Raw genomic sequence first — 18,734 nt, forward strand, 5'->3', positions numbered from 1 at the left:
CTGGCGCCGGCTCGGTTCCCGCCACCCGTCCCAGCGTGATCACTGTCAGCACTGAGCCGGTCGGTCAGCGCAGCCGTTGAGGGCGCTGAGGTCAGACGCTGAGGGCTTGGTGGAGGGCTTCGGGGCAGTCGAGGATGGTGTGCGGTTGACGATCGATACCAGCACCGACACCTACGAGCGGGCGGTCGGGGCACTGCCGCCTGAGTCCCGGTCCCTTCCGGCTGACGGAGGACGGCGCTGTCCCCGAGAGGGCCGGGACGGTGTCGAGTTGGCGATCGACACACAGACACCTACGAGCGGGCCCCTCCCGCGCCGGTGCCAGCCGCGTATGGACGCGGATCACAGGCGTGAGCGACGCTGAGCCTCTCCTGTCCCTCCTGATGGGCCGTCTGCTCGGACGGGCCCCGCGGGCCGGCCTCGTTCGGGTCACGCGATGAGCTTGAGCTTGTGAGAGATGACGAGTCCGGCGGCGCCGAGCACCGTGGCGTGATCGTTGGCCTCGGCGAGGACGATCCGCGGGGGACCGGCCGCGTGTTGCAGAACTCGTGATTGCACATGGTCTTCGATCTTGCGGCGGAAGGTGTCGCCTCCGGCGATGGCATGACCATGCAGGATGAACAGGCCAGGTGCCAGGATCTGTTGGAGGTTGACGATTCCCAGCGAGATGTTGTGGGCGAATCGGTCGAGCAGGTCGTCGGCGCCGGTGTGCTGGCGGGCGGCCAGGCGGGCGAGTGACCCGGTGGTCATGGTCTGGGCGGCGGGCAGGCCCAGGGCTGCGGCTTCGTCGCGCAGCCATGCGTCGGTGGCGATGGTCTCCCAGCATCCTTGCTGGCCGCAGGGGCAGTTGCGGCCGTCCATTTGGACGACGGTGTGCCCGATCTCGCCGCCGGCTCCGGCTTGGCCGCGCTGTACGGCGCCGTCGATCACGAGTCCCACGCCCAGTACGTCGGCGAGGTAGAGCGAGGCGAACGACTGGACGCCGCGAGCCTGCCCGAACCAGCGGTCGCCCAGTGCCTGAGCGCGGGGGTGGTGATCGAGGTAGACCGGCAGGCCGATTCTTTCGGACACCAACGGTCCCAGGGGCAATCCGCTGAGCACGGGGGCCAGGTTGGCTTTGATGATCGTGCCGGTGTCGGTGTTGACCATGCCGCCGACCGCGACGCCAACGCCCAGAGGCGGTGCGCCCTGTGCCGGTAGCACGCTGTTCAGGCAGTCCACGACACAGTCGATGACGGCATCGGCGTCCTCGGTGTCCGGACGGAACGTGCCGGCTGATGTCGACAGTACGTCTCCCGCCGTGCTGACCAGGGCGGCGTCGACTTGTCCGGGCATGAGGTGGACGGCGGCGATGGGCGGCCCGGAGGGCGAGAACCACAGGGGGCGGGCGGGCTTGCCGCCGGTCACACCGCTGGACCGTGGATCCCCCTCGACGAGGATGCCGCTGTCGATCATCGGCTGGACGATCGTGCCGATCGTGGCCCGGGTCGTGCTCGTGAGCCGGGCCAGATCCGAGCGGGACAGTGGGCCGATGTCGTAGAGGGACTGCAGCACCCGGGAGCGGTTGACCTGGTGGGCCAGGCTCGGGGAGATCAGCGGGGTGGCCGCGCGCTCGCGCCGGGGCGGCACCGCACGGGCGCGGGAGTCCTGGCGATCGTGGACGGACGTCAAGGCTGCTCCATCGGTTCGATTCCGGTAGGCCGTTTCTGGCAACCCAGTATAGATCACATACAAACCTCTGTCCCGTGTGGGTGCTCGACGTGGCCGGCTTGACTCCACGCGGTTCGACGAGGCGCCGATTATTGGGGCTTTGTTCGGCGATGTGCACCCTTGTGCTCGTCGAGGTCGGCCCTTGACAACCTTCTAGGTTCGTATCGAGACTGTACAAACCTCGGCGGGGATGACGCAGGTCACATCGAGCAGTGAGCCCCTTCCCCGCCGCAGTCTCCAACTTCGCTGGTGCACAGGAGGTCTTGATGTTGAACGTCGGCATTGTCGGCGGGGGGATTCGCGGGCACATGTACGCGCAGTCGCTGGACGGTTTCCCGGACGTGCGCGTCCGTGCCGTCTGCGACCTGAACCCTCAGGCCGCGCAGAAGGTGGCGGACGAGTTCGGCCTCGTATCCTTCATCGATCACCGCACGATGCTCGAGCGGGCAGGGTTGGATGCGGTGATCGTGGCGACGCCCGATTTCGCCCACCGTGAGGTCGCTGTGGACGCTGCGGCCAGCGGCGCGCACCTGCTGATCGAGAAGCCATTGGCCACGACTGCCGAGGACTGCGCGGCGATCAGCGATGCGGTGCAGCGGGCCGGGGTGCAGTGCATGGTCGGATTCGAGAACCGGTGGAATCCGGCCATCCGCCGGATCCACGACTTGTCGGCCTCCGGCGAACTGGGAGATGTGCTGACGCAGAACATCCTGCTCAGCAACACCTACTATGTGCCGACCACGATGATTCCGTGGGCGGCGAAGTCCTCGCCGGCATGGTTCTTGATGAGTCACACCGTCGATGCAGCGGTCTGGGTGGCGGACAAGCGCGTGACATCGGTGTTCGCGGGCGGCTCGCGCGGTCGTCTGGCGGAGCTGGGCGTGGACACCTGGGATGTCATCCATGCGCTGCTGAGCTTCGACGACGGCACCACGGCGAACCTGACCTCCACCTGGGTGCTGCCCGACTCTTCGCCGTCGGTCGTGGATTTCCAGTACAAGATCGTGGGAACCAAATCCGCCGTCGATGTTGACCTCCAGGACCACGGCATTCGCCACGCGGGCGAGGCATACAAGTGGCCCGGCCTGCTCGGCGGCGAGATCGACGGGCGCCTGCAAGGCCCGCCCACCTGGATGGTGCAGTCCTTCGTCACCAGGCTCAATGCCGGTGAGCCCGTCGGCCCCGGCCTCGACCAGGGAGCTCTGGTCACCGACATCGTCCTGGCCGTCCTGGAGTCCCTGCGCACCGGCGAGGTCACATCGATCAACCGGAGGCCGGCCGGTTGACCGCCGGCCGATCCGCAAGGGACATCCTGCGAGAACGAGGATAGACATGACACCGAATGTGACTGCTGTGGCAGAGCGCCCAAGCCTGCGCGGTGCCGTGGCCAAGCAGGGCAACCGTTACCGCGACTACGCCCTCGTGGCCGTCTTCACGGGCGAGGTCCTCTTCTGGACGCTGCAGAGCCCGGCCTTCCTGACCCTCAACAACCTCCTCAACATCGCCAGACAGGCGTCGACCATCGGGATCATGGCGGTCGGTATGACCTACGTGATCCTCATAGCCGGGATCGACCTCTCGGTCGGCAGCCTGGTGAGCTTCACGGGCATGCTGATCGCCTCGACACTGATCGGGGCCGACAGCCTCCTCGCCGCCCTCGCCGTGGCACTCGGCTTCGGCGCCGTGTCGGGACTGTTCAGCGGCTACCTGGTGTCACGGCTTCACGTGCCGGCCTTCATCGCCACGCTCAGCCTGATGCAGGTCTACCTCGCCGGCGCGCAGCTGTGGAACGACGGCGGGCCTCTGTCGGTGACCAACTCCGCGGTTCTCATGCTGGGATCCGGCTACATCGGCCCGGTGCCGGTCCCGGTGGTGGTCTTCGCAGTGATTCTCCTGTGCGGCCACTGGGTCCTGTCCCAAAGCGTCTTCGGCCGGCACGTCTACGCGATCGGGGGCAATCCCGAGGCGGCACGTCTGGCCGGTATCCCGGTCCGGCGGGTGACGCTCGCCGTCTACGCACTCAGCGGAGCCCTCGCAGGGCTGGCGGCACTGCTCTTTGTCGGCAGGCTGGCCACCGCCAGTCCGCTCACCGGCACCGGCCTGGAACTGCAGGTCATCGCCGCCGTGATCGTCGGCGGATGCAGCCTGTTCGGAGGCAAGGGAAACCTGCCGGACACCCTGCTCGGCGTGCTTGTCCTGACCATGCTCCAAAACGGGCTCACCCTCGTGGGCGTGTCCGGCTTCTGGCAGAACTTCGCCACCGGCGTCGCTGTGCTGCTCGCCGTTCTCCTCTCGGGGGACGTCCTGGCCAAAATGCGCAAGAAAGAGGCATGACCATGAATTCGATGTCCCAGCGCCGTACCACGCGGCTGCCTTTCGCAGGACTGACCGTTTCGATGTGCGTGGCCGCGGCGGCCTGCAGCGCAACGGGCCCGGGAAGCTCGTCGGTGAAGGACACCTCCGACAAGCAACTCATCATCGGTCACAGCTACCAGGACCTCTCCAGCCCGTACTTCGCCGACGAGCGCAAGGTGGAGAAGGCACTGGCTGCGAAGAACGGCTACAGCTACGTCGCCACCCAGGCATCAAACAATCCGGCCACCCAGCTCACCGACATCGAGAACCTCATCTCCCGCAAGGTCAACCTTCTGGTGATCGACGCGATCGACCCGAACGCGGTGGTACCCGGGATCAAGAGCGCGAACAGCGCCGGAATCCCGGTGGTCATGCTGATCCGCAAGCCCGCGGGCGGCAACTACAAGAGTCTTGTCTACCTCGACAGCATCAAGGACGGGGCCAACGCCTGCGCCGCGGTCGCCACGCGTCTGGGCGGCAAGGGCAAGGTCGTCAACCTGACCGGACCGCTGGACATCCTCGCCGCGAAGGAACGGTCCACCGGCTGCACGAACGAGCTGAAGAAGTATCCCGGCATCACGGTCGTCGCCAGCCCGCAGACGGACTTCACCCAGCGGGACGCCGAGCAGAAGATGACCGACGTCCTGCAGGTGCACCGTGACGTCGACGCCGTCTTCGGCGGCAACGACGACATCGCCCTCGGCGCCATCCGCGCCTTCACTTCCGCCGGCATCGACCCCAAGACCAAAGTCGTGATCGGCATCGACGGTACCCAGGCCGGGCTCCAGGCCGTCTGCAACGGCACCTATACCCAGTCCCTCGCGACTTTCCCCGTCAAGGAGGCCGAGATCGTCATGGACATCGCCGCCAAGATCCACACGGGCAAGCCCGTGCAGAAGGAGGTCCTCTTCCCGGCCGTGCCGGTCAACGCGGACAACATCAAGGCCGCGGTGAAGACCGCCGGGTATCCCATCTCGTCCTGTCCTGCCGCCAAGTGAGGAGCGACGACCCGCAAAGGAGGGCAGCCATGCAGAAACTCGAACAGCACCCTGGTGGCGAGACGGGGCCGGCCCCCGCGGTCTCGGCACAAGGGATCATCAAGCGCTTCGGTGGTGTGGTGGCACTGGACAACGTGAGCTTCTCAGCCCGGGCAGGAGAGGTGACCGCCTTGGTCGGAGACAACGGCGCAGGCAAGTCCACCTTGATCCGGTGCCTGTCCGGTGTGCACTCACCCGATGAAGGAGGGCTATTCGTCAACGGGGCGCCGGTGACCTTCTCCGGCCCCAACGACGCACGGCTTGCGGGCATCGAGACGGTCCACCAGAACCTTGCCCTGGCCGACAACCTGGACGTCGCGGCGAATCTCTTCCTTGGCCGGGAACTGTCCGGCGGCCCCCGCTCACTGTTCCGCCTGCGGAAGAGGCCCATGGAAGCCAGGGCCGCAGAACTGATCGACGAGTACGGGATCCGCATGCCCAACATCAAGGCGAAGGTGGGCGCCATGTCGGGCGGCCAGCGGCAGGGCATCGCCATCGCCAGGGCCGTCGGCTGGGGCAGCGAGGTCGTGCTGATGGACGAGCCCACCGCCGCACTGGGCGTGAAGGAAACCGGGCGGGTGCTGGACGTCGTCAGGTCCCTCGCCGATCGCGGTCTGGCGGTCGTGTTGATCAGCCACAACATCGAGCAGGTCATGCAGGTGTCCGACTTCGTGTGGGTGCTGCGAGGCGGGCACATGATCGCCGATCTGCGGGCCGAGAACACAAACACCCAGGAAGTGGTCCACTACATCACCACCGGCGTAGGTCTCGGCGCATGACAGCCGGGAGCCAAGCTCCCCGGTCGACGCCGCACCGCTATCGAAGGCGTACAGGGGCAGAAGCATCCGCTTCGAGATGACCGGCTACGCGGGGCTTTGAGTGGCCAAGAAGGGCTCGAAGGACAGGACTTCAGGTCGGAATCCGGGGAACGATGGACGGCTTCCGCCGCCGGAAGCGCCCCCGAGTTCGCGCACTTCGCCGGCCAGCGCCGGGACGACTGCTCGATCCGCACCCCCGGCGCGATGATCAGGTGCATCTGCCCGGTGGCCGCACACTGCGACGCTTTCCTCCCCGCGTACTGCTCAGGCCAGTAGCCACCCTTGGCCACGATCCCGGCCACAGGGGCCCGACCGACGTCACGGTGCGACATCCCTGCCCCCGACCAGGACGACAATTCCGCCCACAACCCCAACTGGCAACCTCACCCACTACCAAGTTCACCGGTCCTTTGTGACATGGACGGAAGGCCGACATCACCTCAGCAGACCCCCGCGCCACTCCCAGACAAGGTAAGAGGAGGAAACGGCAGGCACGGGCTGGTGCGCCTCAGCGGCTCGGGGCGCACCGGCTACCGGTTGCGCGTCGGCGGGGCCTCCGTGCCTCAAGCGCCGGGCAGAAGCCGGCGCAGCGAAGAAACTGGCTCCGGGGAACAGCCGAGCCGCTGCGCACCACCGCACCCCATTCACCGACCATCAGCGAGGCCGAGCTCCAAGGCCTGAGCCGCGCCTGGGCGTCCCCTTCGTCGACCTCGACGCCGACACCCCGCCCGGGACCACCGCACCCCAACTGCGTCAGTGCACCTCGAACATCGAAGGCGTCCGCATCCTGTACTTCCTCACCGCCCTGCGCACCGTGGTCGTCACCCGGCCCGGCTGACCTCTGACCCCCGCCGATGCCTTCGAGGCATGTCGTCGAACCCCAATGGGTCTTCGACGGCAGCAGCGCGCGTCACCAGAATGCGGGCACTACCCCTTCGTGTTCCCGAGGAGTTCACTGTGTCCGTCTTGTACGCCCGGCGCTGTTGTACCGTGCTGGCTTTCCTCGTACTGGCTCTGGTCCTCGTGCCGTTGTCGCCGTTGACGGCGAGACCCGCGTACGCCACGACCGCCGTAGCCAGTGATCCGCTCACCGGCAGCGGCGCCGTGACCAGGAAGGTGCTGACCGCCGCCGACCTGACCAGCGGCGCGGGCACCGGCACCGTCGCCAACGACGCCTTCGCGCTGCCCGCGGCTGCCGCCGCCCCGACGCGCACCTTCGAAGGAACCCTGACGCTCAACGGCGTGGCCACCGCAGGCGGATTCCGGACCGTCAAGGACACCTACAACTACGCGGCCACCGCCGCGCTCAAGCACCTGCCGCCGGTGAGCATCGACCTCGTGCAGAGGGGCAGCCACGTCATCCCTGCCGTCCGCGGCCTGCAGATCACCGGGAGCGCGTACTGGAACGTGATCGTCGGGGGTGGCCGCGCCTGGAACGAGTACGGCGACGGTGGCCGCACCCGCGTCTCGCTGCCCTTCGCGCTGGTCGAGCGCAACGCGAACTGCGTGCACAACGGCCTGCTGACCTTCCTCTTCGGCGGCAGCAAGATCTCCAAGGTCCGCTACCAGATCACGCACGAGACGTGCCAGTACTTCCAGTTCGACATGTGGGGCCAGGTCGGCGCGACCTACTCTCGGCACGCCGTGACCGGTGACACCGACCTGAAGAACGCGTACGCAGCCGAGGTCGCCCACCGCATCCCGACCAAGCCGATCAGCGCGCTGCGCACCGACTACCCGAACGCCGGCATCGACACCAGCGCGTTCGGCAGCGGCGTCACCGCCTCGGCGCTGAGTACGTACGGCGTGTCCTACGGCGGGGTGAACTATGTCGGCGCGTGCCAGACCCGGCAGGGCGCGTACCCGTACTGCAACCAGATGGTGCTGCCGTCGTACTCGCTGGCCAAGACGATGTTCGCCGGCATCGTGCTGATGCGGCTGACGCAGGTCTACGGCTCGTCCGTGCCGTCGCAGCCGATCCGCGACTGGGTCAGCGAGGCGGACACCTCCGCCTGGAGCGGCGTCACGTTCCAGGACACCGCGAACATGGCCACCGGTAACTACCTCTCCAGCGCCTTCGAGGCCGACGAGTCCGGCGGCGGCATGACGGCGTTCTTCGACGCCGAGGCGTACGGGCCGAAGATGAGCGCCGCGCTGGCCTTCCCGCACGCCGTCGCACCCGGCACGAAGTGGGTCTACCACTCCTCCGACACCTTCGTGCTGACTCGGGCGATGCAGAACTACCTGGTGTCCAAGGCCGGCGCCGGCAGCGACATCTACCGCTGGATCCGCGACCAGGTGCTGGTCCCGCTGCACCTGAGCCCGGACGTGCTGACCACCGTGCGCACCGACAACAGCGCCACCGGGCAGCCGTTGGGCGGGTACGGCCTGTTCTACACGCAGGACGACATCGCCAAGGTCAGCCGATTCCTGAACGCCGACGGCGGGAAGATCGACGGGGTGCAGAAGCTCGACGCGACGATGCTCGCCGACGCGATGCAGCAGAACCCGGCGAACCGCGGCATCACCACGACCGCCGGCACGACCGGCAAGACCTACAAGTACCAGAGCGGCCTGTGGGCCCGGCAGTTCACCTCGGCGGACAACCCGGTGTTCACCAGTTCGGTGTACGTGCCGTTCATGTCCGGCTTCGGCGGCATCACCGCGGCGATGCTGCCCAACGGCGCCACGTACTACTACTTCAGCGACAACGACGAGTTCGGCTGGTCGGCGGCGGCCGCGCAGGCGTACAAGCTGCCCGCCACCCGCGGGGGCGGCGGGACGTGCACGGCCGGCCAGCCGCTCGGCAACGACGGCTTCGAGACCGGGGAAATCGAGGGACGCAGGGCGGTCGGCGGCAGCGTGACGTCACCCCTGGCCAGAAGGGCCTCCAAGGCCCGGAACATCATCCGCGGTTGACGTCCCCCGATGGCGACTCGTGGTAGGGAGTTCGGCAGATGCGGGCCCCTACCACGTTCCTCTGCGGTCCAGAGCCGTCCGTCCGCCTTGGCGAGGGGTGGGGAGCTCGCAGGTCACACTCCGGTCCTGCTCCTGATCCGCGCCTTCTCGAACTCGGACGCCGGGTCGCCGCCGATGCTCCAGGGCCAGGACACGACCGTACTGTTGATCGCCTCGAAGACCGCACTGGCCTCGCCGCGCCGCTGGGCGGCCATCAGCGCGTGGGCCGGCAGGTACAGGTCGGCCAGGGCCGCCGCGTGGTGGAAGAACCGGGGCCAGGCCCAGGTGTGTGTGCGCCGCACGGTCGAGGGCCTGGGCGGCCGATGCGTGGGACCAGTGGTTGCGTGCCACCAGTGCTTCGACTCCGGCCTGGGTGAGGACGGAGTGGTACTGCAGAATCCGTGTCGTCGCCTGGAGGGGATTCAGCAGTCTGCTGAGGGCAGCATCGTCGAGCATCAGGACGAGACGTGTCCGTCTGCGGCGACTCGACATAAATGCCATGCACACCTCGTCAAGGACCTGGTCGTGCCCGCTAGCGTTTCCAAGGCCGCGGCGACCATCCTGCGCACGGCCCGCGAGCTGCTGCGCCAGTCGCCTCGGGCTCGCAGCTGATGCGGGGTATCGCCGCGTGGTGGGGCGCGGTCGACGTGCGGCCACGCCTCGCGCCGTGGCAAGGGCCGTGGTCTGGAGTCGTCGCTGCAGTTCACAGGCGGGCGGCGACCTGTGGCCCGTACCGCTCGACACAAAAGCGTGACAACCCGGCCGCGAATGCCTCGATGCTGTGCAGCGCATAGTGGCCGGCGTCCCATGCCGCGTGCAGGTGGATCTGCAGCGGTTCGCCCGTGCTGTCGAGGATCAGCAGCGGGTGCAGGTCGAAGCGGGGATCGTCGGAGACCACGGCGACACCATGGCCCGAAGCTGCCATGGCTTGTGCGACGTGCGGGGTGTCGCATTCGAGCACGATGTCGTACGAGGCGTCCGCATCCTGTACGGCATGGTCCAGGATGCGGCGGGTGCCGTGCGCCGGGGTGAGGACGATGAGGGGCTCCGCGGCAAGTTCCCTGATGGTGACGTGGTCCCAGTCCGCCCAGGCATGGTCGGCACGGACGTAGGCCCACAGCGGCAGTCGGGCCACCGGGAGTCCGGCGAAACGGCGCCTCGGCGCTGCCGAGGAGATGGCTACGTCGGCGCCCCTCGCAAGGGCCTGGTAGGCATGTGCCGGAGTCTCCGCCTGCACGGTGACGAGCGGATCCTCCGGCCCCCAGGTGGCCAGAAACGGCGCGATCACGTCGGTGATGGTGGTGGCCGGCGCCGCCACGGTGATTCGCATGGCACGACCGGCAGCCAGCGCACCGACCGCGGCCTCGGCAGTGTCCGCGCGGGCGACCAGGTCCCGGGCCAGGGGAAGGAAGCGCCGGCCGGCCGCCGTCAGGACCATCTGCTTGCCGCCGCGGTCGAAGAGCGTCATCCCCAAGGTCCCTTCCAGGCTGCGCAGTTGGCGCGACAACGAGGGCTGGGCGACGCGGACCACCTCGGCAGCCTTGGTGACCGAACCGGTCTCCACGATGGTCAGGAAGTAGCGCAGCACTCGGAGTTCCATGGGGGTGATCCCTCTTGAGACGGAGAGGCTCTCATGCCTCAAAGGCATGATAGTCAACCCTTCCAAGTATTTGAGGCTATGGCTGACGGGCTGCATTCTTGGACCACCGTAACTTTCGGTTATCGGCGTCCGAACCCCCGTCGACGTCTCCTCATACAACAATCCTTCGATTGGCTGGTTCCCGCATGGCCCGCCCCCTGCCCCTGATCCTCGCCCAGGCGCCCGGCCGCCCGGCCGACGACCTCGCAGGCTTTGCCACCGACGTGGAGCGGCGCGTGAAGCCGCACGCACCCGGAGCCCTCGTCGTCTACCCCGAACTGCACCTCGGCGAGAGCGCCCCCGGAATCCCGGCCGCCCCGGAGAAGGCCGCCGAGCCGCTCGACGGCAAACGCGATGCGGCCTTCGCCGAGCTCGCGGGGGATCTGGGCATCTGGCTGGTACCCGGCAGCGTCTACGAGCGAGGCGCCGGCGATCACGTCCACAACACGACACCGGTCTATTCACCACGGGGTGAGCGCCTCGCCGCGTACCGCAAGATCTGCCCGTGGCGCCCGTACGAGACGACCACCCCCGGAAACCGGTTCGAGGTCGTCGACCTCGCCGGGGTCGGCCGCATCGGACTGTCCATCTGCTACGACACCTGGTTCCCGGAGATCTCCCGTCATCTGGCCTGGATGGGCGCAGAACTGATCGTCAACGTGGTCCGCACGCCGACGAGCGACCGCGCGCAGGAAGTCGTCCTCAGCCGCGCCAACGCCATCACCAATCAGGTCTTCGTCGCCAGCGTCAATTCCGCCGCCCCCTCCGGGATCGGCCGCAGCCTCGTCATCGATCCCCAGGGCACGGTGCGCGCCGAAACCGTCGACGCCGGCGACTCCACTCTCACCGACGTGATCGACCTCGACGAGGTCGGCAACGTGCGCCGCTACGGCACCGCCGGTCTCAACCGGATCTGGGACCAGTTCCGCCCCGGCGACCCAGCCCTCGAACTCCCGCTGTACGGGGGCCGCATCGACCCCGCCACCTGGAACCCCGCCCACACCACCGAGGAGCCACCACGATGAGCAGCGAGACCACACAGAGCACCATGAGACTGAAGGGCGACCTGAGCCTGCTCTCCGTCGTCCTGTTCGGCCTGGCCTACATCTCCCCAGGCATCGTCGTCACGATGTTCGGCGTGGTCGCCGCCACCAGCGGCGGCGTGGCCCCTACCGCGTTCGCCGTCGCCACCCTCGCGATGCTGCTCACCGGGCTGAGTTACGCGAAGATGGCGCGCGCCGTGCCCGGCGCGGGGTCGGTCTACACCTACGCCCGCAAGATGCTCGACAGCCGCATCGGTTTCCTGTCCGGCTGGGCGATGCTGCTCGACTACTTCTTCATCCCGATGGTCGGCTGGCTGATCACGGCGATCTACTTCCACGCCCAGTTCCCCGAGATACCCAAGTGGGTCTGGCTGATCGTCTCGGTGGGCATCACCACCGCCATCAACGTCTTCGGCATGAAGCTCGCGGACCGTGTCAACAAGGTCCTCATGTTCATCGCTCTGGGGTCGCTGGTCCTCTTCGCCACCCTGTGTGTCGTCTTCCTCGGCAAGCACGGCTCCTCCGCGCCCGCCACGGACGCCCTGTGGAACTCCGGCACGTCGATCGGCGCGGTCACCGCGGCCGCCGCCATCGCCGCGTACTCCTTCCTCGGCTTCGACGCCGTCTCCACGCTGGGCGAGGAGGCCAGGGGCGGGGCGAGGACGATCGGCCGCGGCATCATCGGCTGCGTCCTCGCCGCCGGAGCCATCTTCATCGTGCTGTCCTTCGTGATGCAACTGGTCCACCCCGGCGCGCGGTTCGCCGACGTCGACGCGGCCGCCTATCACCTGAAGGTGCAGGTCGGCGGCGAGACGTACGCTGAGCTCATCAACTTCGTCACCATCGCCGGATCCATCGCCTCCTGCATCGCCCTGCAAGCCTCCGCCGCCCGCCTCATGTATGTCATGGGACGCGATGGCGCACTGCCCAAGGCCGTCTTCGGCAACTTGTCCGGGAAGACCGGCACGCCTGTCCTGAACCTGCTGCTGACCGCGGCCGCCGGTGTCATCGCCATGAAACTCGACCTGACGACAGCCACCTCATTCATCAACTTCGGCGCCTTCCTCGGCTTCACCCTGGTGAACGTCTGCCTGATCGCCCACCTGGTCCGCGAGCACAGACACGGCCGCACCCCCCACCTCTTCTCGTACCTGGTGATGCCGGCCATCGGCGCCGGCGTCTCCCTCTACCTGCTCACGAGGCTCGGTGACGTCGCACTCCAGATCGGCGGCGTATGGCTGGCGATCGGCGTCGTCTACCTGGCCGTCCTGACCAAGGGCTTCCGCCGGCCCGCACCGGAGATGACCTTCGACGACGACGCCGCGGCCACGGACCGAGTCCCCGCGTAGCTCCCCTCCCGATGCGAGGAGACGAGGGTGGCCCCAACAACTGGTGACGGTGCGTTCTCCTCAATGCAGGTGGATGCGGTGACGGAGGAGGTCGAGTCCTGTTCGGCCGTGCATCTGCCGCATGATCTTCTCGGTTCGGGTATTGCCGCCCTCGGTCCGGCCGTTGTGGTGGGGCCGGATGAGGGGCCGGCGTTCACGGCGGCGCGGTCGAGTTCGAGGCCGTTGCAGAAGTTGTGCAGGCGGGGGGAGGGGGAGGCCAGCGGTGCGGACGGCGGCGATCCACTGGGTGAGCTTGTTGTCGTTGCCCTGGGCCGGCGTCAGGAACGCGGCGAACTCGTTGGTGCCTCGGGCGAGTTGAATCATCTCCGGTCACGCCGCGGCGAGGAGGCCGAGCAGGTCGGTGTCCTTGGTCCACAGTTGCTCGGGGTGGGTGAGCAGGAGCCGGGCGACGCGGCGGGGGAATGTCACGGGGCGGTCGCCTTCAGCGCGGCCCTGATTGCGGTAGCGGACCAGCAGATTGGCACTGCCGGTAGCCGTGCACCTTTCCCGTCGGGACGTTGACATCACGCATACAACATCAATGACACCCGTCACCAGCCGTCACCACCGACTACGGAACAGAGCCACTCGTTTGACAGTCCCCCACCCCGCCCAGCCCCGAGATAGTGCCGGGCGTACCGCAACGCCTCCCCAGCAGGCAGCGTTTCAGTCCTCCACACCGTCTTCATCGGCGAGCCGCAGGTTCGTCGCGCGCAACTGCCACCGGGTCCAGTAGCGCAGCCGTGCCACGTCCGCGGGGGACAGGCGGTCGCAGGCCCAGTCCCAGTGCAGGGCCAGCCAGTCCCCGGGGCCGGCATCCGGGACGAAGCCGGCTCCCTCCACCACGATGCGCACCCGTTCGCGTCCAGCGGGGGACAGCCCGAGGCGCCGGCCGTTCCACGTCAACCGCCGCGAGCGGGCGATGACATGGTCGCCGTCCCGTGCCACCACACGGCCCCAGCGAATACGGCAGTTGTCCAGCACGTACAGCGGTTGTTCGGCCGGTCCGGAGCTCAGCAGCCGGGTCCACGGGTAGACGCCGAACACATGGAAGCCGTGGGTGGCGCTGGCCTCGGTCACCAGTGAGTCGGTGAGGTGCTGCCAGTAGTGGCCCGCCTGCGAGCCGATGGTCGCGAGCAGCCGTTCGCCGAAGCGCAGCTGGTCCACCTCGCGCAGGAGGGGGCCGCCGATCCAGTACGCACGCACGACCCGCTCGTCGAGCGGGTCGTCCAGACCGGCCAGCTCGGCCAGGGTCGTCAGGTAAGGCCACGCGCCATGGAAGCGGCGTGCCAGTGCTACGACGTCGGCGCCGGTGCTCCCGGTCGCGCCGAGCTCGAACATGCTCGCGGCCTCAGCGGGGCCGCAGTAGCCGAGCTCGTTCGGCGCGTAGGCGTACCGGGCGAACAGCTTCGGACCCGGGCCGGACGGTGCGTGTGTCACGGCCGACGGGCCTGCCCGACGAGCAGTGCGGTCTCGCGGTGCAACCGTCCGAAGTTGTAGTAAGCCGCGCAGGCCCCCTCGGGGGAGACCATGCAAGTGCCGATGGGGGTCTCCGGTGTGCACGCCGTGCCGAACACCTTGCACTGCCACGGCTTGAGGACACCTTTGAGCACCTCACCACACTGGCAGGCCTTGGGGTCGGCGACCCGTATCCCCGGCATGTTGTAGCGCAATTCGGCGTCGAAGTCGGCGTAGCGCTCATGCAGCTTCAGCGCGCTTTGCGAGATGAACCCCAAACCGCGCCATTCGAAGTGCGGGCGCAGTTCGAAGACCTCGGCCAGCAACTCAAGGGCATGCGGGTTGCCTTCCTCACGAACCACACGCGAGTACTGGTTCTCGACTTCGCAGCGGCCCTCCCGGATCTGCAGCAGCAGCATGTGCACCGACGCCAGGATGTCCAGTGGCTCGAAGCCGGCGACCACGAGGGGCTTCTTGTACACCTCGGACACGAAGCGGTAAGGGCGGTTGCCCACGACCGTGGAGACATGGCCGGGGCCCAGGAAACCCGAAAGCCTGAGATCCGGCGAGTCCAGGATGGCCTTGATCGGCGGCACGATCGTGACGTGATTGCAGAAGACGCTGAAGTTCCGCACACCGAGTTCCTTCGCCCGGACGAGTGTCACCGCGGTGGACGGTGCCGTCGTCTCGAAGCCGACGGCGAAGAACACGACCTGCTTGTCGGGGTTCTCGACGGCCAGGCGCAGTGCGTCGAGCGGAGAGTAGACGAACCGCACGTCCGCGCCGCGAGCCTTGGCCTCCAGCAGGTTTCCCCGGCTTCCGGGGACCCGCATCATGTCGCCGAACACAGTGAAGATGACGTCCGGCTGCTCGGCGAGCCACATGGCGTCATCGACCCGGCCCATGGGGATCACACAGACCGGGCAGCCCGGCCCGTGCACCAACTCGATGTTCGACGGCAGGATGTGTTCCAGGCCGTGTCGGTAGATCGTGTGAGTGTGCCCTCCGCAGACCTCCATGAACTTGAACTCGTCGTCACCGACGAGGTCGCCGATCGCGGCGACCAGGGCGCGCGCGGCGGATGGGTCGCGAAACTCGTCAACAAACTTCATCGCACATCCCCTTGGATGATCGCCGTCGAGTCGAACGCGTCGAGCTCGTCGGAATAGGCCTGGCCCATCTTTTTCAGCGCATCGAGTGTCGACGCGGCCTCATGCTCATCGATCCTCGCCATAGCGAATCCGACATGAACGAGCACCCAGTCACCGGCGACGAGGTTCTGCTTCGCGAGCAACCGCACGCTGATCACTCGCTGCACACCATCGACGTCGACCCTCGCGAGATGTCCGTCCGGATCCGTGATCTCGACCACGCGGCCGGGGATACCCAGGCACATGTCTGTTCCTCTCGTTCTGTCTCTGTGAGCGGCATCGCCGCTGTTCAGCAGATCCGCGGCAGTGGGTCGCCGACGAGCATGTCGACGATGCGGCTTCCTCCGAACGGGGTGCGCAGCGCGACAATGCCCTGGGGCTGCTCGACGATCTCGCCGATGACGCAGGCCTCTTGGCCCAGTGGGTGGGCACGCATGGCTGCGACAGCCGCTTCGGCCTCGTCAGGTGCGACGACCGCGGCGAACTTGCCCTCGTTGGCCACGTAGATGGGGTCGATTCCGAGCATGTCGCAGGCCCCGCGCACCATCGGAGCCACTGGCAGTAGCAACTCGTCGAGGATCACCGCGAGGCCGCTGTCCTGCGCGAGTTCATTGCAGACGGTGCCGAGGCCGCCACGTGTCGGATCGCGCATCCATCGAGTCGATGGCGCCGCCTTGAGCAGCACCTCGACCAGGTCGTGCAGGGGCGCGGTGTCGGAGCGGATGTCGGCCTCGATGGCCAGGTCGCCGCGGGCCAGCATGACAGCCATGCCGTGATCTCCCAGTGACCCCGACAGCACCACCCGGTCACCCGGGCGGACCCGTTGGGCGGACAGTTCGCGGCCGGCGGGGACCAGACCGACCCCCGCAGTGGTGATGTACAGGCCGTCTGCAGAGCCCTTGGGCACCACCTTGGTGTCTCCGGTGATCAACTCCACGCCTGCCTCGCGGGCCGCGCCGGCCATGTCGTCGACGATCTCGCGCAGCCGGGCGATCTCGAAACCCTCGGCGATCACGAAGGCGACCGACAGCCAGCGAGGCCGGGCACCGGACACGGCCAGGTCGTTGACGGTGCCGTGGACCGCGAGGTGGCCGATCGAACCGCCGGGGAAGCGCAGTGGCGAGACCACGTAGGAGTCCGTGCTGAACGCCAGACGCTCGCCGGACGGAAGGCTCACCACGGCCGCGTCGCCCAACTGCTCGAGTGCGGGGTTGCGGAACGCCTCCAGGAACACGGCATCGACCAAGGCCGCTGACGACTTGCCGCCGGCACCGTGCGAGAGTGTCACGACCTCATCGATCAGCCTCGGCCGGCGCTTGCGAAACGCCTTGATCCGCTCCAGCACCTGGTCCTCCAGGCCAGGCGCCGCCGGGATGTCCGAGTCAGTTGTCATGGTGTTTCTCCTGGCGTGTTCGTGGGTGTCGACAGGTGCCGTTGCACGGTCGTCCAGAGCCGACAGCCGAGCATCGCCTGGCTTTCCTGGATGCGATGGACGCTCTGCGAAGGAACGACGAAGCAGAACCCGACCTCCGGTGACGCGGCCATCTGTCCGCCGTCGTAGCCGGCGAACCCGATGGTGAGGAGGCCGCGCTGCGACGCCTCCGTGAGACCGCGCATCAGATCGGTGGAATTTCCGCTGGTCGACATGGCGACAGCGATATCGCGGTCCGAGGCGTGAGCGATGATCTGGCGCGAGAAGACCAGATCGAATCCGACGTCATTGCCGAGCGCCGTGACGACGGCCTGGTCGGCCGCGAGGTTCAGGGCGGGCAACGGCCGTCCGGCGATCGGCTGCGCGAACAGGGAGGCGAAAGTGGCGGCGTCCGTCGAGCTTCCGCCGTTGCCGAAGGTGTACATCCGTCCGCCGGACGCGAACCGCTGGGCCATCGCCACCCCGGCGGCGCCGATCTGTTCAGCACATGACGCGAGCGTGGCCTGCTGCAGCGCGGCGCTTTCCCGCGCCTTGAGCCGTGCCGACGAGGCGAGATCGGCCAGCAACGAGTCCGCGTCCTGCTCGTCGCCTTCGATGAACGGGTACAGGAATCCGGTGTTCTCCGCCGCGCTCATCGCCCTGCCTCCGCTTCGAGCCGGGTGAGAGCCGCACCGGCGTGCACGAGTACGAGGTCCCCGACCGTCACGGGCGAGACCAGGGTGACGTCGATACGCTCCTCACCCGTCGCGGTACGCACGAGAGCGTCGCCGAAAGGACCCTCGGGAGGCTCGACGACCTCGGCAAGCCGCCCCTCGTCACTGCAGGTCACGCACACCTCGTCGGTGCACTCGGCCGCGGGCTCCCGCAGCAGGCCCGGGTGTTCGAAGCAGACATGGGTCAGCTCCCACAGCAGGTGATAGAGCAGCACGAACCGGCCGCTCGCGGGGGCGAGTGGGTGGGGATCATCGAGCCACAGCACATGGTCGGCGGCACCGGCGACCGGCCGCGCGCCCGAGCCGATCCAGACCGTGCATGCGCCCCATGCCGCGGCCCGTCGCATCAGGTCCGCGACCACGGCATCGTCGGCCGCGGCCACAGCGACGATCAGGTCGCCCGCGCGGACCGACACCCGGGCCTGCCCGACGAGGTCCGACGAGCGCAGCGCGAACGCGGGCAGAGCGCGTTTGCCGACGATCACCGGGTGCACGAACTCGACAGCCACATGGTGGGCGTGGGGTTCCCAGCGGGGAGAGACGGCCCACAGGGTGGCACCGGCGTGGAAACGGCGGGCGATCGACAGCGCCGCGTCCGCCAGATCTGCCGCAAGGCCGCCGTCGAGCATGTCGGGTGTGATGCCGGCGCCCGCTTCGGTCAGCGGAGACACGTCCGTGGTCATGCGGCGCCCTCCGGCGCGGTCTCGCCGACGAGGACCCCGTACTCCCGCATCAAGTCGATCGTCGCGGCAGCGGTCTCCGCGTCGACCTTCGTCAACGCGAAGCCCATATGTGCCATGACGTGGTCACCCACTGCGAGATCGGGCAGATAGGCCAGGCAGACGCGTCGCTCCTCGCCCGCGAAGTCGGCGCGCGCCATCGTGGTGCCGGCCTCCTGCCATATCTCGATGAGGCGCCCGGGAACACCTAGACACATGACCGCTCCGTAAGTTTGGTAGGCGGCCCGGGAGGGCCGGATATGGCTCATTGACTGTTCTGTCGGTTGTGGTTCGTGAGGACTCGGCCGTCCTGCTC

The 18,734-nt window shown here is 67.8% G+C and carries 17 protein-coding genes and 1 pseudogene; 7 read left to right on the plus strand and 11 right to left on the minus strand.

The genetic code is table 11. From position 1 onward, the window contains the following. Window positions 1–426 precede the first annotated feature (426 nt). On the minus strand, window positions 427–1,668 hold the full coding sequence (locus STRBO_RS0123340; protein ID WP_020114863.1) for an ROK family protein: 1,242 nt from the start codon (window positions 1,666–1,668) through the stop codon (window positions 427–429). A 305-nt stretch (window positions 1,669–1,973) separates the two neighbouring features. Here STRBO_RS0123340 and STRBO_RS0123345 point away from each other — a divergent pair, with 305 nt between their 5' ends. From STRBO_RS0123345 to STRBO_RS0123365, 5 genes are all read left to right on the plus strand, one after another. Beyond that, window positions 1,974–2,993 (plus strand): Gfo/Idh/MocA family protein, encoded by a 1,020-nt coding sequence (locus STRBO_RS0123345; protein ID WP_078531376.1) that lies wholly within the window; start codon window positions 1,974–1,976, stop codon window positions 2,991–2,993. A gap of 67 nt (window positions 2,994–3,060) precedes the next feature. Further along, window positions 3,061–4,041, plus strand: coding sequence for an ABC transporter permease (locus tag STRBO_RS0123350; RefSeq protein ID WP_245170608.1), 981 nt, complete (start codon window positions 3,061–3,063; stop codon window positions 4,039–4,041). A 113-nt stretch (window positions 4,042–4,154) separates the two neighbouring features. After that, window positions 4,155–5,060, plus strand: coding sequence for a sugar ABC transporter substrate-binding protein (locus STRBO_RS0123355; RefSeq protein WP_005476217.1), 906 nt, complete (start codon window positions 4,155–4,157; stop codon window positions 5,058–5,060). A gap of 29 nt (window positions 5,061–5,089) precedes the next feature. Further along, on the plus strand, window positions 5,090–5,878 hold the full coding sequence (locus STRBO_RS0123360; protein WP_005476218.1) for an ATP-binding cassette domain-containing protein: 789 nt from the start codon (window positions 5,090–5,092) through the stop codon (window positions 5,876–5,878). 996 nt (window positions 5,879–6,874) lie between these two features. After that, window positions 6,875–8,836, plus strand: a complete 1,962-nt coding sequence (locus STRBO_RS0123365; protein ID WP_020114864.1) for a serine hydrolase domain-containing protein — start codon at window positions 6,875–6,877, stop codon at window positions 8,834–8,836. Between the two features lie 113 nt (window positions 8,837–8,949). On the opposite strand, the gene STRBO_RS0123370 is transcribed toward STRBO_RS0123365, so the two are convergent. Together STRBO_RS0123370 and STRBO_RS0123375 are read right to left on the minus strand one after the other, a co-directional pair. Continuing rightward, complete coding sequence (locus STRBO_RS0123370) at window positions 8,950–9,177, minus strand: hypothetical protein (RefSeq protein ID WP_005476221.1); 228 nt, start codon at window positions 9,175–9,177, stop codon at window positions 8,950–8,952. A gap of 401 nt (window positions 9,178–9,578) precedes the next feature. After that, window positions 9,579–10,463 carry a LysR family transcriptional regulator gene (locus STRBO_RS0123375; protein WP_245170609.1) on the minus strand — a complete coding sequence of 295 codons (885 nt, stop codon included), beginning with the start codon at window positions 10,461–10,463 and terminating at the stop codon, window positions 9,579–9,581. 197 nt (window positions 10,464–10,660) lie between these two features. On the opposite strand from STRBO_RS0123375, the gene STRBO_RS0123380 reads away from it, so the two are divergent. After that, complete coding sequence (locus STRBO_RS0123380) at window positions 10,661–11,539, plus strand: carbon-nitrogen hydrolase family protein (protein WP_005476223.1); 879 nt, start codon at window positions 10,661–10,663, stop codon at window positions 11,537–11,539. Then, the gene (locus STRBO_RS0123385) at window positions 11,536–12,906 is read left to right on the plus strand and encodes an APC family permease (protein ID WP_020114865.1); all 1,371 of its coding nucleotides are present in this window, start codon (window positions 11,536–11,538) and stop codon (window positions 12,904–12,906) included. Before STRBO_RS0123380 ends, STRBO_RS0123385 begins: the two co-directional genes overlap by 4 nt. A 60-nt stretch (window positions 12,907–12,966) precedes the next feature. Here STRBO_RS0123385 and STRBO_RS41945 read toward each other — a convergent pair. The 8 genes and pseudogenes from STRBO_RS41945 to STRBO_RS0123425 all read right to left on the minus strand — a co-directional run. Next, window positions 12,967–13,437: pseudogene (locus tag STRBO_RS41945) on the minus strand (transposase); the annotation flags it as partial. 174 nt (window positions 13,438–13,611) lie between these two features. Further along, window positions 13,612–14,385 (minus strand): DUF6390 family protein, encoded by a 774-nt coding sequence (locus STRBO_RS0123395; RefSeq protein ID WP_005476243.1) that lies wholly within the window; start codon window positions 14,383–14,385, stop codon window positions 13,612–13,614. After that, complete coding sequence (hypD, locus tag STRBO_RS0123400) at window positions 14,382–15,515, minus strand: hydrogenase formation protein HypD (RefSeq protein WP_005476245.1); 1,134 nt, start codon at window positions 15,513–15,515, stop codon at window positions 14,382–14,384. The genes STRBO_RS0123395 and hypD overlap by 4 nt, the downstream gene beginning before the upstream one ends. Next, window positions 15,512–15,799, minus strand: a complete 288-nt coding sequence (locus tag STRBO_RS0123405) for a HypC/HybG/HupF family hydrogenase formation chaperone (RefSeq protein WP_020114867.1) — start codon at window positions 15,797–15,799, stop codon at window positions 15,512–15,514. Before STRBO_RS0123405 ends, hypD begins: the two co-directional genes overlap by 4 nt. 44 nt (window positions 15,800–15,843) lie before the next feature. Next, the gene (hypE, locus tag STRBO_RS0123410; RefSeq protein WP_245170610.1) at window positions 15,844–16,899 is read right to left on the minus strand and encodes a hydrogenase expression/formation protein HypE; all 1,056 of its coding nucleotides are present in this window, start codon (window positions 16,897–16,899) and stop codon (window positions 15,844–15,846) included. A 44-nt stretch (window positions 16,900–16,943) separates the two neighbouring features. Beyond that, complete coding sequence (locus tag STRBO_RS0123415) at window positions 16,944–17,621, minus strand: D-sedoheptulose-7-phosphate isomerase (RefSeq protein WP_005476249.1); 678 nt, start codon at window positions 17,619–17,621, stop codon at window positions 16,944–16,946. Then, window positions 17,618–18,382, minus strand: a complete 765-nt coding sequence (locus STRBO_RS0123420; protein ID WP_005476250.1) for a HypC/HybG/HupF family hydrogenase formation chaperone — start codon at window positions 18,380–18,382, stop codon at window positions 17,618–17,620. Before STRBO_RS0123420 ends, STRBO_RS0123415 begins: the two co-directional genes overlap by 4 nt. Next, complete coding sequence (locus tag STRBO_RS0123425; RefSeq protein ID WP_020114868.1) at window positions 18,379–18,636, minus strand: HypC/HybG/HupF family hydrogenase formation chaperone; 258 nt, start codon at window positions 18,634–18,636, stop codon at window positions 18,379–18,381. The genes STRBO_RS0123420 and STRBO_RS0123425 overlap by 4 nt, the downstream gene beginning before the upstream one ends. Window positions 18,637–18,734 lie beyond the last annotated feature (98 nt).

This window comes from Streptomyces bottropensis ATCC 25435, assembly GCF_000383595.1.
GTDB lineage: Bacteria > Actinomycetota > Actinomycetes > Streptomycetales > Streptomycetaceae > Streptomyces > Streptomyces bottropensis.